The organism is Acinetobacter sp. A2 (assembly GCF_012371325.1).
Lineage (GTDB): Bacteria > Pseudomonadota > Gammaproteobacteria > Pseudomonadales > Moraxellaceae > Acinetobacter.
Window position 1 is genome coordinate 15,808 of record NZ_JAAZQX010000010.1, and the last position, 14,637, is coordinate 30,444.

15 protein-coding genes are annotated in these 14,637 nt (G+C 42.6%); 3 read left to right on the forward strand and 12 right to left on the reverse strand.

Annotated elements, in window-relative coordinates:
• Positions 1 to 304: 304 nt before the first annotated feature.
• Positions 305 to 991: a ribulose-phosphate 3-epimerase gene (gene rpe / locus HHA43_RS05425; protein WP_004975246.1), complete on the reverse strand. Its 687-nt coding sequence runs from the start codon at positions 989 to 991 to the stop codon at positions 305 to 307.
• A 192-nt stretch (positions 992 to 1,183) separates the two neighbouring features.
• Between rpe and HHA43_RS05430 the strand changes: the two genes are divergently transcribed.
• Positions 1,184 to 1,465, forward strand: coding sequence for a DUF2218 domain-containing protein (locus tag HHA43_RS05430; protein WP_168460842.1), 282 nt, complete (start codon positions 1,184 to 1,186; stop codon positions 1,463 to 1,465).
• Between the two features lie 9 nt (positions 1,466 to 1,474).
• On the opposite strand, the gene HHA43_RS05435 is transcribed toward HHA43_RS05430, so the two are convergent.
• From HHA43_RS05435 to ffh, 8 genes are all read right to left on the reverse strand, one after another.
• A complete protein-coding gene (locus HHA43_RS05435) occupies positions 1,475 to 2,512 on the reverse strand; it encodes a M48 family metallopeptidase (protein ID WP_168541986.1) in 1,038 nt (345 codons plus the stop codon).
• Between the two features lie 14 nt (positions 2,513 to 2,526).
• A complete protein-coding gene (locus HHA43_RS05440) occupies positions 2,527 to 3,630 on the reverse strand; it encodes a YjgN family protein (RefSeq protein ID WP_168541988.1) in 1,104 nt (367 codons plus the stop codon).
• Between the two features lie 169 nt (positions 3,631 to 3,799).
• Entirely contained in the window at positions 3,800 to 4,648 is an 849-nt protein-coding gene (fghA, locus tag HHA43_RS05445) for an S-formylglutathione hydrolase (protein WP_168541990.1), read from the reverse strand.
• A 36-nt stretch (positions 4,649 to 4,684) separates the two neighbouring features.
• Positions 4,685 to 6,094: a C13 family peptidase gene (locus HHA43_RS05450; protein ID WP_168526258.1), complete on the reverse strand. Its 1,410-nt coding sequence runs from the start codon at positions 6,092 to 6,094 to the stop codon at positions 4,685 to 4,687.
• A gap of 146 nt (positions 6,095 to 6,240) precedes the next feature.
• Positions 6,241 to 7,062, reverse strand: a complete 822-nt coding sequence (locus HHA43_RS05455) for a class I SAM-dependent methyltransferase (protein WP_168541992.1) — start codon at positions 7,060 to 7,062, stop codon at positions 6,241 to 6,243.
• Entirely contained in the window at positions 7,056 to 7,880 is an 825-nt protein-coding gene (locus HHA43_RS05460; RefSeq protein ID WP_168418136.1) for an undecaprenyl-diphosphate phosphatase, read from the reverse strand. Before HHA43_RS05460 ends, HHA43_RS05455 begins: the two co-directional genes overlap by 7 nt.
• Positions 7,881 to 7,892: 12 nt before the next feature.
• Complete coding sequence (tsaB, locus tag HHA43_RS05465) at positions 7,893 to 8,558, reverse strand: tRNA (adenosine(37)-N6)-threonylcarbamoyltransferase complex dimerization subunit type 1 TsaB (protein WP_168460832.1); 666 nt, start codon at positions 8,556 to 8,558, stop codon at positions 7,893 to 7,895.
• Between the two features lie 189 nt (positions 8,559 to 8,747).
• A complete protein-coding gene (gene ffh, locus HHA43_RS05470; protein ID WP_168418134.1) occupies positions 8,748 to 10,157 on the reverse strand; it encodes a signal recognition particle protein in 1,410 nt (469 codons plus the stop codon).
• Positions 10,158 to 10,296: 139 nt separating this feature from the next.
• Here ffh and HHA43_RS05475 point away from each other — a divergent pair, with 139 nt between their 5' ends.
• Entirely contained in the window at positions 10,297 to 11,106 is an 810-nt protein-coding gene (locus HHA43_RS05475) for a cytochrome C assembly family protein (protein WP_019837757.1), read from the forward strand.
• 176 nt (positions 11,107 to 11,282) lie between these two features.
• Positions 11,283 to 12,224, forward strand: coding sequence for a tRNA dihydrouridine synthase (locus tag HHA43_RS05480; RefSeq protein ID WP_286429199.1), 942 nt, complete (start codon positions 11,283 to 11,285; stop codon positions 12,222 to 12,224).
• Between the two features lie 46 nt (positions 12,225 to 12,270).
• Here the strand turns inward: HHA43_RS05480 and HHA43_RS05485 are convergent, their stop codons facing one another.
• The 3 genes from HHA43_RS05485 to HHA43_RS05495 all read right to left on the reverse strand — a co-directional run bounded on the left by HHA43_RS05485 (position 12,271) and on the right by HHA43_RS05495 (position 14,545).
• A complete protein-coding gene (locus tag HHA43_RS05485) occupies positions 12,271 to 13,347 on the reverse strand; it encodes a DUF1176 domain-containing protein (protein WP_168541994.1) in 1,077 nt (358 codons plus the stop codon).
• Positions 13,348 to 13,433: 86 nt separating this feature from the next.
• Positions 13,434 to 14,057: a DUF2939 domain-containing protein gene (locus tag HHA43_RS05490; protein ID WP_168418132.1), complete on the reverse strand. Its 624-nt coding sequence runs from the start codon at positions 14,055 to 14,057 to the stop codon at positions 13,434 to 13,436.
• Positions 14,058 to 14,203: 146 nt separating this feature from the next.
• Positions 14,204 to 14,545 (reverse strand): YegP family protein, encoded by a 342-nt coding sequence (locus HHA43_RS05495; protein ID WP_168418131.1) that lies wholly within the window; start codon positions 14,543 to 14,545, stop codon positions 14,204 to 14,206.
• Positions 14,546 to 14,637 lie beyond the last annotated feature (92 nt).

Consider the following 14,637-nt stretch of genomic DNA (forward strand, 5'->3'; position numbering starts at 1 on the left):
TCTTTTCCAATGGAGAAAATTGATTAAAACAGTCCGATTTAAAAACCTACTAAAACAATCAAGTTATATATTAAGCAACTTATTTTTATGATTCACTGAGTAAATACTCAATAAATTCAGTGTATTTAAAACAAACAAAAAGGATTTAATTGAATCCTTTTTATACTTATTTTGTATAAGTCATAAACAGTTGATGTACAAATGTTTATAAATTAATAGGCTTATCCATAGTGTTATCAACATAGATATCCATACGGTTATCTACAAAGTTATCCACAACTTAAAGCCTTGTGATTGTAGAAACTTATACTTCAACTGCGCCCACTTTTGCCAATTCAGCGCGCATTTCGTCAATCACAGTTTTATAGTCTGGCTTACCAAAAATTGCTGAGCCTGCAACAAACATATCTGCACCCGCTTCCGCAATCTCACGAATGTTGGCAGGGCCTACGCCACCATCAACTTCTAAGCGAATATCACGACCTGAAGCATCAATAATTTGACGTGCCTGACGCAGTTTTTCCAAAGTCATTGGAATGAATTTTTGCCCACCAAAACCTGGGTTCACACTCATTAATAATATTTGATCGACTTTATCTAACACATAGTCCAAATAATGTAATGGTGTCGCAGGGTTAAAGACTAAACCTGCTTTTGCTCCGCCCGATTTAATCAATTGCAATGAACGGTCAATATGCTCTGAAGCTTCAGGGTGGAACGTGATAATGTCCGCACCTGCTTCCAAGAAATCACCAATCATACGGTCTACAGGTTTCACCATTAAATGCACATCAATTGGTGCTGTAATGCCATAATTTTTCAGTGCCTTACACACACCTGCACCAAAAGTTAAGTTAGGTACATAGTGATTGTCCATGACATCAAAATGCACCACATCTGCACCCGCCTGCAGCACATTTTCAACCTCTTCACCCAAACGGGCGAAGTCTGCAGACAAAATAGAAGGAGCAATTAAATAAGGCTTAGACATGGGAGAACCTAGCTGAATATTGGGATTGTGGCGCATTATAGCAAAGACTGACTGGCTTGGTTAAACCCGTTGCGATTCAATGATTCTATATCCGCAACGCTCTGTTGCACCCTCCCGCTCGATTTTTTGAATGACTTTGTTATGGTAAATATCCTTCCACTTATTTTAGCAAGATGGCGGTTGCTACAGATCATGCATAGTTCAGCTCATATTCAAACAACACAGGCAAGTCGTATTGCCAAACGTCTACTTAACCACTGGAAACATAAATTTGAAGTTGCAGAAAGCAGCGATCAATTGCAAATTATGATGCCTACAGCAACCATTTCTCTGATTCCACAAGTGCAAGCATTGCTGGTACACATTCAACTACAAGATACCGAAGCCGATTTAACACGACTTGAACAGGTGGTGCTAGATCACTTAATTCGTATGGGACAAGAACCACTTACTGCTATTTGGCAACGTCATTAATTCATATATTTATGGCGTTGCATGCTGCATTTGTTCAAATTCTTTGACTGCCTGAATCCGTTTTTGCGTTGCAGGATGGCTTTGTAAAAAATCCAGTGGTGATTTCTTGGCTTGGCTGTCTTCGCCAGCATCTTGAGCCAAACGCTCCAAAAAATTTGCTAGATGAACAGTAGGAATACCCTGCTGCTGCATGGTTTTGAGTGCGTAGTGATCTGCATCAGACTCAAAGTTACGTGAATAATTCGCTCCCACCAATGCCACAGGTAAGGCCGAAATTAAATCTGTACCATCACCTGTAATGGCCAGCAAAATAATACTAAACCCTAAACTGGACAAGGCCTGCTGCAAGCTGTGTCGCTCGACCAAATGCCCTTGTTCATGTGCCAAAACTGCAACCACTTCCTGATCATTTTGTGCCAAAGCCACCAACTCATCGGTCAAAATAATAGTGTTGTTGGGAATGGCCAAGGCATTGGCACCCAAGCTTTCGCCTTGACGGAACAGTACTTTGGCAGGTGCATCGCCTGCAATGAGTTTTTGATAACTCCCAATAATTTGTTGCTGACGTGCTTGTGACAACTGACTCGGTTGTGTCATCTCTAAAATATAATGCTCGGCTTCATTGCCAATTTTCTGCAAGCTACTTGCAGGCAATTGATAGGCAACATATTTTGCAGCGCTAGGAATACCCCATTGAATCGTTGCAAAAACCATGAGCAATACAAATACCAGACTAAAGACAATCAGGCTTGGGGTACGTTCAAGTTTCCAAATGGAATGATGCACATCTTTATGCCGCAATTGAAACCATTCTGGCAAGGCTTGAGAAAACTCGATGCGGGCATCATCATTTAACTCAATCACAGGCTGGATTTTGCCTAATGCACCAACCAAGGTCATTGCAGCATAGTCATAGCGTCGTTGTTTTTGCAGTGCATCGCCATAACGTATAAGCACTGACTGGTCATCTATCGGAGAAATTTGCGCTGCCCATGGCTTAGATATCACACCATCATAAAACACGACATCCAACACCTGCGCAGCCATATTCTTCCCCATACTTAGAGCGATACATCAATATCAAAAATATCGCTGATTTCTTCTGCAAGCGCACTATGTTCAGCCTGCAGTTTGTTGATCATCGCATCTGGATCATTTTTTAAATGCAAACTTAAAGATTCCACCTGATAGCGATATAAACGAATCGCAGCCCAAGGCGTCATTAAGCCCAAACTCAGCACTTTAACAATCCAATTCGTGACCATAATCCATGCATAATGCCACTGCCCGCAATCGGTTTTAAATACGCTGCGGCTAATACTGGTATTGTTCCACGTGGTAATAAAAATTCGTGCCGACATCAGCGGCCAGACAAAAAATAAACCAAGTAAATAAATCGCTAAAAACAACCAAATCAATTGTGCAGGGTTGCTGCTCAATTGTCCTGCAAAGGCCAAAACTAGGCCAGCCCCCACTAAAATTCCAATAAACAGAAAAACGGGAATGTACATAGCGCGCATATAGGCAGGCCAGTCTGCATTCAATTTAAATTTGAGCTGACCTGCGTATAAGTGGTCTAGGCAATAGCGTTTATACATCCACACCACAACAGGAAAAAACAGTCCCAGAGTCAACAGGTTGATGACAATACATTTAAGAAATACCCAATAGGCTTCTTTATTGCTGCCCGAAAAATAAAAACGGGCATTGCCAAATTTACTATTTCGGGCATTAAAACGAATAGTGGCACGAATCAACCACGGCACTGCCAGATATAAAATGACCACCCCAATCAAGGTCGCTTTAACTGAATAATTGGAAATTACCGATATGGCCACATAAATACCAATTGCAATTAAGCGCCCCAATAAAATTTTATGTGGAATACCAGTGAAGTCAAAACGACGCTGCACAAACTCAGTATTGCCATAAAAATAGCGCAAACGACGGACTTTAGCCCAAGGTGCATAAAGTCCAAAGGTCACAATCATTAGCAAAATATTGACAATCCAGATGCCAAAATATTCTGAGGCTGTACCGTGAAATTGAAAATGATGGGTACGTCCCAACCATGGGTTTTCTTCAGGTGAGACACGCGGTTCAGGTGTAAAAAATGTAGAGGTTGTAGGCGGATGCTGCGCTGCATCCCAGTCTGAATTATGCATGTTTTGCCTTATTGTGTTTTATTTTGATGCCAGTGGCTTTACCCGTAAACCAATTCTATAAAATACAGTGATCTTTCCAAATGGTAAAAAAGCAAGTGCTGAACATTTTAATCAAAAGTCAGCAACTTGCCTAGAAAAGTTTAAAAAAATCAGCGTCTAAAATTAATTGCTATGCAGCGTCATCATCTTGCAATTGTACTGCATGGAATTGTAAATGCTCATCCATAAAACTTTGAATAAAATAATAACCATGATCATAGCCTGCATGTTCACGTAAACTTAGCGACTGCCCCACAGCAGCACAGGCTTGCTGAAATAATGCAGGATTGAGCTGACTATAAAATTGATCCTGAAGCCCTTGATCAATCAGAATATCTTTGAATAACGCACCTTTGGTTTGTACCAATGCAGTGGCATCATGCTGTAACCACACTTGCTGATCTGTACCTAAATAATTGGAAAATGCCTTTTCACCCCACGGACATTGACTTGGTGCGCAAATTGGCGCAAAGGCAGATACGGACTTAAATTTTTCAGGATATTTAAATGCAAGGGTCAGAGCACCATGACCGCCCATACTGTGGCCCATAATACCCACTTGCTGCGGATTCACTGGAAACTGCGCAAGCACTTGTTGATACAGCTCATCGGCCACAAAACTTTCCATTTGATAATGTGTTGCCCAAGGTGCCTGTGTTGCATTGATATAAAAACCTGCCCCCTGCCCAATATCCCAATGATCGCCTTGTGCGACAGCATCCCCACGTGGGGAAGTATCTGGACTAATCAGAATTAAACCCAGTTGTGCCGCCATGCGCTGTGCATGCGCTTTAATTGCAAAAGTTTCTTCCGTGCAGGTCAAGCCCGCCAAATAAAATACCGTAGGACAGGCCTGACCAGCCAAGGCTTGTGCAGGCAGAAAAATGCCAAAGCGAGTTTCACCCTGCAAGGCAGTAGAATGAAAACGATAAATCCGTTGTTCGCCCTCAAAACAGCGATTGTTCTGAATTACTTCCATCACTCTCTCCTACTGTACAGATACTTTTTATTTAATTTATTCGGCAGTGCGCACATTCATTTGCGTATCACTGTTTGCAGCCATACTGCTTTGTGGAAATAAACGCTGCTCTAATTGTGGCAACATTAATTCCATATTTTTACCCATAGACCACTGCGGTTCTGATGGGGCAAAACCTTGGGCCTGTTCCCATTTTGCCACAGTTACTTTGGCCTCACTAAAGGCATTGGCAAAGGAATTCTGCTCACGCATTGCTTGATCAAAAAACGCACGACCAAAATAAGTGTAGTCTGCTTCATTTGAGCAACCAAACGATTCACGATCTGCTGCCGAAGCGGTGATGACCAAGGTATTATCATCTTGCAAGGCCGACACAAAGCTACCCGAATAACAGGCAGAAATCACAATCACTCGCCAGCGAATACCTGATTTATCTAAAGTGTCTCGTAGCCATTTCGGATCGACCTGATTTAAATCGAGCGGTGCATTTTCAATTTCAAAGTGATCTTTTAAACCGTGTGAAGTCATATATAAAAACAGTACGTCACTTTCACGGTTCATACGCTGTCCAATACGGCGTAACGCCATTTCAATACTGGTTTGTGAGGCAATTGGGATTACATTACGGGTCATAGGGTTATTGATTAACACCATAGAACGCCCAAAAGTTCCAAAACGGGTATCAAACTGTTCACGAATACGTTCAATTTCAGACATAAAGACATCTTGATAACTCGCCCCTGCCACACCTAAAAAATACCAGTGCGATTGAGCAAATTCACCATATTGAATACTTTCTAAAGCCTTATTCAATACACGGCCTTGCGCATAAAAAGCTTCTTCGCTCAAACTAGGTGGAACTTCTTCTACTTTCCAAATGGGCTGACTTTTCACTGACATTTGCCAGACCACTAAAGTAAACAACGTTGCCAAAACAATCAGCGCACGCTCCCACCACGGCCAGTGCAATTCACGTGAAAACACCCATACGACGGCCAAGCTTTGCCATACAAACAGCACCATGAAAATAGTGGGCAAATAGTCATACAATACATACGGCAAGACATCCATCATACCCATGTATTGAATCAGACTTTGTAATAAAGCAACGTGGGTGTCTAGCACTAACCACAGCAACGCAGGGACCAAAAGTAGACGAGGATTATTGACCCGTTGGGACAAAATAATTCCAACAATTAAGGCGATAAACGGCCACAGGGCATAGCTGACCAAACCCTGCGGGTTAAATTCACCAACTTCACCTGCCACTAACCAGCTAAATAAGGTATTGGCAAGACCACCTAGAATCCCCCAAAAAATCAGTTGGGGAATAGATGGACGAATAATTTGTAAGGAGCGTCGCGAACCCAAAAATAACCAAACGCCCGCAGCTTGGTTGCTTTTAAAATCGTGCCAAAAGTTAATGGAGGGTTTGAAGTCAATCATAGGATTCTGTTAATCGCAGCTCGCGTTTTCACACTCCAAGTTTATGCTTGTCGTCGTAATTATCAATTGTCATTTTTAACTATATAACAAATCTTTGCACATTATAGAAGCATTGAGCCGCTTGCCCCTGCTTTAGTGGTAGAAATCTACCCATTGTTCAAATTTGGCTGAAAATAAGCATCGAAGCGACAGGCATCCCCTTGCCATTGATGGGTCGTTGATCGGCCCGCTAAAAACACCGCCAAACGTGGGCGTTTTACCACCACTCGTTTTGCAACTTGCTGTGCCAAACCCAGTAAATGATCGCCTAAATCCATTTCACCATGTTCAGGTAACAACAAATGCAATAACTGCATTTGTTTTTTCACCTGCGCCTGCTTTTTCTGGGCTTGCTGATGCTGATCACGCTGTGGAAACATTGGGTCTAAATACACCACATCAACTATTTTGCCTTGTGCAGCACAGTCCCGCAAATAATCGGCTGAGTCTGCAAAAACCAGATCAATTCGCGCCACCACGGGAGCCAAAAATGGATCCCCCTGTGCTTGGCGTTTAGCATCTTCTAATAAAGTAAATAAAATAGGATGGCGTTCCAGCAAAGTGACCTGCGCACCCAAATGTGCCATGAGCAAACTGTCGTGTCCAAGTCCTGCCGTTGCATCAATCAGACTCGGTTTTTCTGACAAATTACAGGCACGTGCAATCATTTCAGATTTTAAAGATGCACGCTTTAAACGCCCTGATTCTGCTTTCCAGTCGGGCTGCATTTTCATGCCATTGGCGCACAACCATAAGCCGTCTGCGTCTACACATAAAGCAAGCTCAGGATGCAAACGTAAAAAACGGGCATTCAGTTTGTCTACCACTTCTAGACAAACCTGTACCCCTCTAGACAAAAGCACAGCAGAATAATGCTGTGCTTGAGCTTGCCATTCGGCTTCGGTATATAAGCGAAGCCCGCTTACCATAGTTTCCAGCCTGTAAATGCGAACAATAAAATTACCAGACCTGAAGCAATACGGTACCAAGCAAAAATCATAAAATCTCGCTTAGCCACATACGCCACCAAGGCACGGATTAGCAATAGTGCCGATACAAAAGATACGATGATCCCGAAACTGAGCACCGTCCAATCTTCTGTGGTTTGGAATACATCATAGCTTTGGTACAAGTCGAGTAAGCCTGCGCCAATAATGACAGGAATACCCAAAAAGAAAGAAAATTCAGTGGCGGCTTTACGCGAAACACCCAAGAACATTGCACCAATAATGGTTGCTCCTGAACGTGATGTACCTGGAATAAGCGATAACACCTGAATCAGACCAATCCAGATAGCATCTCTATAAGTTAGGTCTTCAACTTCATGCGCACGTACTTGTGGTGGATGTTTCTCAATCCACATAATGATAAAACCACCAATAATCAGACCAATGGCTACGGCAACATCATTAAACAATAATTCTTTTACAGTTTGCCCAAAAGTCAGTCCAATCAGAATAATTGGAATAGACGCCATAATCAGACCAAAGCCCAGACGACGACCTTTTTCTTCGCCTGTAAACATTCCTGTCGCTGCGCCCCAAAGACGTGTCCAGTACTCATAAATGACTGCAGCAATTGCCCCCATTTGAATGGCAATCACAAACACATCACTTTTTTCCTTGGTCCAGAAGTCCATCAGTTCAGCCGCAAGAATCAAATGCCCCGTGCTGGAAATGGGTAAAAATTCGGTAATCCCCTCTACAATACCCATAATTGCCGCTTTGAGCAGCAGTAAAAGATCCATAAATAACCCTAATTATGCTTTGCCTTGTTCTGGAATTTTTTTCCAAGCATTGTCACGTAAATATACAGGCAGTGCTTGTTCTGCGCTCACCCATTGCTGTTGCTGCGCATAGACGCGTGCAATAGTAGCAATATCTTGCGCGGTTGCACTTAAGCCTTTGTATTGTATTTGTTCTTGATCAATTAAACCCGCACCCGAACCCACTAAAGTAAAGCGTACCGCTTTAGCAGCATCGCTATAATTCAGCAATTGTTCCTGATCAACCGCCTGCATAATGCCCTGTTCATTCAACTGAAAACTAGCAATATAGACTTCATTCATTCGTGCATCGAGCACCGCAGTTACTGCATTTAAACCTTCAAGACGATAAGCCGCCTGTGCCAGTGCCTGCAAGGTCGATACAGGAATCACAGGTACATCATGCGACCATGCCAATGCCTGAGTCACTGCCGCATTAATACGCACACCGCTAAATGAACCCGGACCTCGGCTAAATGCAATTGCGGTCAGGTCTGCCGTACTGATTTGTGTTTGGGCAAAACCCTGCTCAATCATGGGTAAAATCGTTTGCGTTTGTGCTTTTGCTCGCGCATCCAACTGAAAAAAAAGTTCCTGCGTTTCATCTACTATAGAAACGGAACACTGCTCATTGGCAGTTTCCAATGCCAGCAATTTCATGCACAACCTTCTAAGGAATAAATTTCAAAAAGTGGCGTTATGATACTCCACTCCAGAAATTCGCGCGAGGATTTAACGCAATCTGCGCATTGAATCCTCTCTAAAAATACATCTAACCCAATATGTAAAGTGCTCAAAGCACAACGCCCAAGCAGAAGCTTGGGCGTTGTTGTGAATCTAGCAGATGGCTTATTTTTTGGTTGGGTCGTTATTGCCAAATAACGGCCCCATACCGCCACCACTGAATTGTTTTTGCAAACCACCCAATGAGCGCATCATTTTTGCCATGCCTGATGGATTGGCAAACTTTTTCATCATTTTTGCCATTTGTGCATGTTGCTTGATGAGTTTATTCACTTCTGCCACCTCCATACCACAACCCGCAGCAATACGTTTTTTACGGCTTGGGTTCATGAGGTCTGGGTTACGGCGTTCTTTAATGGTCATCGACTGGATAATCGCTTCCATTTTCTTAACTTGCTTTTCAGGATTCGCCTGAGCAATGGCATCTTGAATACCTGAGTTACTCATGCCAGGCAACTTGTCCAAGAAGCCCATCATGCCACCCATTTTATTCATTTGCTCAAACTGCATTAACATGTCTTCAAAGTTGAAGCTGCCGCCTTTTTGCAGTTTTTTCGCCATTTTTTCGGCTTTTTCTTTGTCGATTTTACGTTCAACTTCTTCGACTAAAGACAGCACGTCACCCATGCCCAAAATACGTTGTGCAACACGTTCTGGGTGGAATGGCTCTAGGGCATCAAGTTTTTCACCCATCCCCAAGAATTTAATTGGCTTACCTGTAATAGCACGTACTGAAAGTGCCGCACCACCACGCGCATCACCATCCGTTTTGGTCAAGATCACGCCCGTTAATGGCAAGGCATCATTAAAGGCTTTGGCTGTATTTGCCGCATCCTGACCTGTCATGGCATCGACCACGAACAAGGTTTCAGTCGGTTTAATAGCTGAGTGTAATGCTTTAATTTCGTCCATCATGTCATCATCGACATGCAAACGACCTGCGGTATCGACAATTAAAACATCAGCAAACTGAATTTTTGCCTGTTCGATAGCACGGTTGGCAATATCTACAGGGTTTTCATTGGCATTCGAGTCAAAGAAAATTGCACCAACTTCACCAGCAACTGTTTGTAGCTGTTTAATCGCTGCAGGACGGTAAACGTCGGCAGACACCATGGCGACTTTTTTCTTTTGACGTTCTTGTAAAAAACGTGCCAATTTTGCAGCTGTGGTGGTTTTACCCGCACCCTGCAAACCTGCCAACAACACTACAACTGGTGGCTTGGCAGCTAGGTCAAGGCTTTCATTGGCCTCGCCCATCATTTTTGTGAGTTCGTCATAGACAATTTTGACGAACGCCTGACCAGGGGATAACTGAGTCATCACTTCCTGACCCAATGCCTCTTCCTTAACTTTCGCGATGAATTCACGAGTTACAGGTAACGCCACATCGGCTTCAAGAAGTGCCATACGTACTTCACGTAACGTATCTTTAATATTGTCTTCGGTTAGCTGCCCTGAGCCAGTAACATTTCTTAAACTCTGCGTGAGTCGTTCTGTTAAGGTATCAAACATTGCAAATTCCGCTTAAAATAGCCATTAGCAAAAAAATGTTTCTTTAAAATAGAAAATTTATGCACAAGATGCTATAGGATACTGTAGTTCTCATCGAATTTATATAAATGAATATTCATCATCCTGAAAAAGGTTTGACATGATCAGTCTCCCCTTGGTTTATACGATTTTAGCATTAATCGCTTATACCAGCTCTTTTTGGTATTTATTTTCTCATTTAATGTCTAAACGTGCGCCAAATCACTGGTTTATTCGTTCTCTGCTCAGTTTGGGCTTAGTGCTGCATGCTGCGGTGTTATATAACGATATGCTGACGCCAATGGGTGTCAATTACAACGTGTTTAATCTGATGTCATTTACTTCAGGTCTGATGTTATTGCTGAGCTTATTGTTCAGTAGTTACCGTCCTGTGATTGCACTGAATTTGATTGGTATTCCTGTGGCTGCTGCGGGTTTAATTGCAGGCTTTTCATTCAGTCAGCATAATTTATTTATTAGCAAAAATTCGATTGGCTTAGACATTCATATTATTTTGTCGCTAGCGGCCTATGCTGTATTGCTCATGGCGACCATTCATGCGGTGTTAATGTGGTTTCAGAACCGCGAACTGAAAAATAAACAAAAGCGTCGAGTTTGGGTCAATTTACTGCCCTCTTTGCAAGATATGGAATCTTTGCTGTTTGATATGCTAATCGCAGGTTTTGCCCTACTGACTGTCGCATTAGGCTTTGGCTTCTTTACAGTAGAACATTTCTTTGCACAGCATTTAGCGCATAAAACGGCGTTTAGTATTATTTCGTGGTTTGTCTATGGTGCATTACTACTTGGACGCTACAAGTTTGGTTGGCGTGGTCAAAAAGCGATTCGCTTTACCATTATTGGTTTCTTTTTATTGGCGCTCGGTTTTATTGGTTCTAAGTTTGTGTTGGAAATGATTTTGGGGAAGTGAGTTGATTACACTTTTACAATGATCAGAGCGAACGAGTTAATCTATTTATGCCGAGAGCAGATAGAGAACAGAAATATTAAAGTCCTTGTGAAGACCACATCAATTCCAAGCCATTGCCTAGACATCCTCCATAAAAAAACGTATAACTCCACTTTTGTTTGAGCTGGTAGCATCCTGTGAAACTAATTCTTGCACCCATGGAAGGCTTAACCGACCCCATCATGCGTGATGTACTCACGTCTGTAGGCAGTTTTGACTGGTGTGTGACAGAGTTTATTCGGGTCACAGATAGTATTTTACCAGACCATATCTATCATACTTATTGCCCAGAACTACTCACCAACGGTAAAACTGCCGCAGGCACGCCTGTACATGTGCAATTTTTGGGAAATAACCCTGATATGTTGGCGGCCAATGCAGCTAAAGTTGCGGCGATGGGTGCACCTGCGATTGATATGAACTTTGGCTGTCCTGCTAAAACGGTCAATCGTCATCGGGGTGGTTCAGTCTTACTCGATGAACCCGAAGTGGTTTATGAGCTGGTCAAAGCCGTGCGTGATGCTGTGCCTGCCCACATACCTGTTTCCGCCAAAATGCGTTTAGGTTATATGGATCGGAACTTCATGCTGGAAAATGCACATGCCATTGAAGATGCAGGCGCAGCATGGGTCACGGTGCATGCGCGTACCAAAGCCGATGGCTATACACCGCCTGCCTTTTGGGATCAACTGCGCCCTATTCGTGAAGCATTGAAGATAAATGTCATTGCCAATGGCGAAATTTGGAATAATGCCGATGCCAAACAATGCCAGTTAGAATCGGGCTGTGAAGATTTAATGATTGGTCGTGGTGCGGTCACCACCCCAGATTTGACCCAATGTATTCGTCAAAACTCAGACCTACCTTTGCTGAGTTGGCAAGATTTGCTACAACTACAAATTCGCTTTATTCATGGCCCTGCCAAAACTGAAATTGGAATGCTAGGCCGTTATAAACAATGGCTTGGCATGATGTCAAAACATTATCCAGAAGCTAAAGCATTATGGGATGACATTAAGCGACTGAAAAAGTTAGATGAAATTATGGAAAAGTTAGTCGCTCGAGCGCAAGTGAATTAAGCACTTGCACCGATTGAATGAGTCATTAATATTTTTACTTTAGTTTTTAATCGGCAGATGCATATTCAATTTGGCTAACAAAATTGGGCATGTCCCACGCACTGCCCGCAAAGCCTTTACATTGCCCTGCATCGAACTGATAGCTTTTCACAAACTGCTGACCATTCCACGCCCATTCAATTTGACTAAAACAATCTCCAATACCACGACCTTTTTGATATGCAAAAACCTGCCCATTGCTAAATTCTGAAGCTGAATCCGTCACAAACTGATGGATATGTTGCAGCTTTTTGTCCATAACCCAATAAGCCACACCCATATTATATGCACCACGCCAACAATCTGCTTCCACCAAAGTACGCTGCTGATTAAGCGAGTAGAGTCGAATATGCTGATCTTCCTCAGGTTCAAACAACATATAACAATTATCACGGTCTGCTGACTGACGTAATATCGGATACAGTTTGTCTGCACTTGCCGCAGTAAGCACTTGTGCTTTGGCTGTTCTATATTTTGGCTGCATCCGAATACTAATTTTCGGAATAGGCTGCGCAACTAACACTTTTGAAGATGACTGCTTACCCTTTGCAAGTACGGCAGATGTTGTCCCCACCCGCTTTTGGAAGCTATCCATTTTTAACAATATCGCACTTAAGCCTGCATCAGACAATTGCCAGCGTTGCTTAGCTTGCCTTAATTCAATAACGGTATACTGACGTGCCTGCACCAACAGCTTTTGCACACTGGCAGCAGACAAGTTAGCAATATTTTCATTAAAGCGTAACTGTTGCAAAGCCCGTCCATTTAAAAATAGTGTCGCTTGAGGAACATCATTTTGAATTTGTATTTGACCTTGTATGACCTGATTTTGACCTGCTTTACGCGTTAGCAATACGCTAATCGGTTGCTCAAAATTGTCATCAGTTTGGTAACCCGCAGCACGGCAGGTGCCTGTATTATCACAAGCCAACTCCCAGTCTTGATGCTGAAAATATAAGCCTTCAATCGGTGCAGTTTTAGATGTCGCTGTTGTACTTGCTACTGGTGCTGCAATCAACAAAGGGCTAAACAATGCTCCACTGAGTAACAACCCCGCACTCAAACCACCTGATAATTTTTTCATCTTATTCTTCCTGCTTGCTCTTGTTTCACCAAATGACCTTCAACACATCGAGAGGAAAGTTCAAAAAGTCCATACCTCGTACTCACCTACTCGCGTACATCTAAACGAATCGCAACAACTTTCCAGCGCCAGTTGCGTGGTTGCAGCTCAAATTCGGTAAGTCCTGCATATTGGGTGGGTACTTTAACCACGAATCGGTTCCAACGATGAAAACCACTGCGAATATCTAGACTCGGTTTAAAAGCCTCGGCAAGTTCAACTTGTTGTGCATGCGCACGTGGAAAAATACTAAATCCTGTTTTCCGATGCTCCACAGTCCATTGCTCTGCGGAGGTTTGCGGCAATCGTAAGGATAAATCTGGTAAACGAATGGATTCCTGCCATGCTTTGCCCTGCATCAATAAAGCAATACTTTCTGGCGTCAGTAAAACATCTAGCATTTTATCGCTCAGCTGATCAGTCAATAGCTGCCCCAAAACATTTGGTGCTGAAGAGGATGCCTCAAAACCCATTAACTGCTGTAAACGCTGCTGCACTTGTGGTTTTAAACTGGCTTTGACTTGCGGATAATCTATATAGCTTGAAAGTTGGTCTGCTTGATGTTGCTCCACAGCCTGATTGATTTGATACAGGCTCCAATATGGCCCTGCGCACCATACCGCCACCACCGCTATAAGTACCAAGAATATCCGCATCGCCAATTTTTTCATTAATCTTCTTCTCTATCCAAAAATGCTCAAAGTACTTCACTCAATACTGTCAATTGGGGAACTATCCATGACATCCACACCAAAATAAAAAAGCATGCCGCAGCATGCTTTTTATATAAGGCTTAAAATTAAGGATAACCTTAAGGTTAAGCACTTACTGTTAAATCTTTAATGGTACTGCTGCTACCATTTGTTTTAACCGATTCAATGCCTTTTTCACGTGATTGCTCAGTTGTATAGAGCTGGCTTGTACCAATCACCTGATGATTGGCGGCTTTTAAATTAAAATACGGCTTATCGTTTTTAGAAGTCAGACGGTCATAACGGCCATCTTCCTGACTGTTTTTTTGTACCGAAGCGATACCATTTAAAGCCGAAGCTTTAGCTTTATAGTACTCACTGGTTAAAATTATTTCGCCATTCCCCGCTTTAAGTACAAAACGATATTGTGCATTGCTTGCTTGTGAAACTTCGAACCATCCTGACATAGTTTCCCCCAACTGTTTTTGTGAGTGGTGTTGTTAAGTAATGACTACGTTAAACCTGATTAAAACTTGTTCTTTTCATCTAAAATATAAAG

What these genes read in the sequence shown, in the direction of transcription:
- rpe (WP_004975246.1), bottom strand. Translation starts at nt 991, where the DNA reads ATGTCTAAGCCTTATTTAATTGCTCCTTCTATTTTGTCTGCAGACTTC.
- HHA43_RS05430 (WP_168460842.1), top strand. Translation starts at nt 1,184, where the DNA reads ATGCATAGTTCAGCTCATATTCAAACAACACAGGCAAGTCGTATTGCC.
- HHA43_RS05435 (WP_168541986.1), bottom strand. Translation starts at nt 2,512, where the DNA reads ATGGCTGCGCAGGTGTTGGATGTCGTGTTTTATGATGGTGTGATATCT.
- HHA43_RS05440 (WP_168541988.1), bottom strand. Translation starts at nt 3,630, where the DNA reads ATGCATAATTCAGACTGGGATGCAGCGCAGCATCCGCCTACAACCTCT.
- fghA (WP_168541990.1), bottom strand. Translation starts at nt 4,648, where the DNA reads ATGGAAGTAATTCAGAACAATCGCTGTTTTGAGGGCGAACAACGGATT.
- HHA43_RS05450 (WP_168526258.1), bottom strand. Translation starts at nt 6,094, where the DNA reads ATGATTGACTTCAAACCCTCCATTAACTTTTGGCACGATTTTAAAAGC.
- HHA43_RS05455 (WP_168541992.1), bottom strand. Translation starts at nt 7,062, where the DNA reads ATGGTAAGCGGGCTTCGCTTATATACCGAAGCCGAATGGCAAGCTCAA.
- HHA43_RS05460 (WP_168418136.1), bottom strand. Translation starts at nt 7,880, where the DNA reads ATGGATCTTTTACTGCTGCTCAAAGCGGCAATTATGGGTATTGTAGAG.
- tsaB (WP_168460832.1), bottom strand. Translation starts at nt 8,558, where the DNA reads ATGAAATTGCTGGCATTGGAAACTGCCAATGAGCAGTGTTCCGTTTCT.
- ffh (WP_168418134.1), bottom strand. Translation starts at nt 10,157, where the DNA reads ATGTTTGATACCTTAACAGAACGACTCACGCAGAGTTTAAGAAATGTT.
- HHA43_RS05475 (WP_019837757.1), top strand. Translation starts at nt 10,297, where the DNA reads ATGATCAGTCTCCCCTTGGTTTATACGATTTTAGCATTAATCGCTTAT.
- HHA43_RS05485 (WP_168541994.1), bottom strand. Translation starts at nt 13,347, where the DNA reads ATGAAAAAATTATCAGGTGGTTTGAGTGCGGGGTTGTTACTCAGTGGA.
- HHA43_RS05490 (WP_168418132.1), bottom strand. Translation starts at nt 14,057, where the DNA reads ATGAAAAAATTGGCGATGCGGATATTCTTGGTACTTATAGCGGTGGTG.
- HHA43_RS05495 (WP_168418131.1), bottom strand. Translation starts at nt 14,545, where the DNA reads ATGTCAGGATGGTTCGAAGTTTCACAAGCAAGCAATGCACAATATCGT.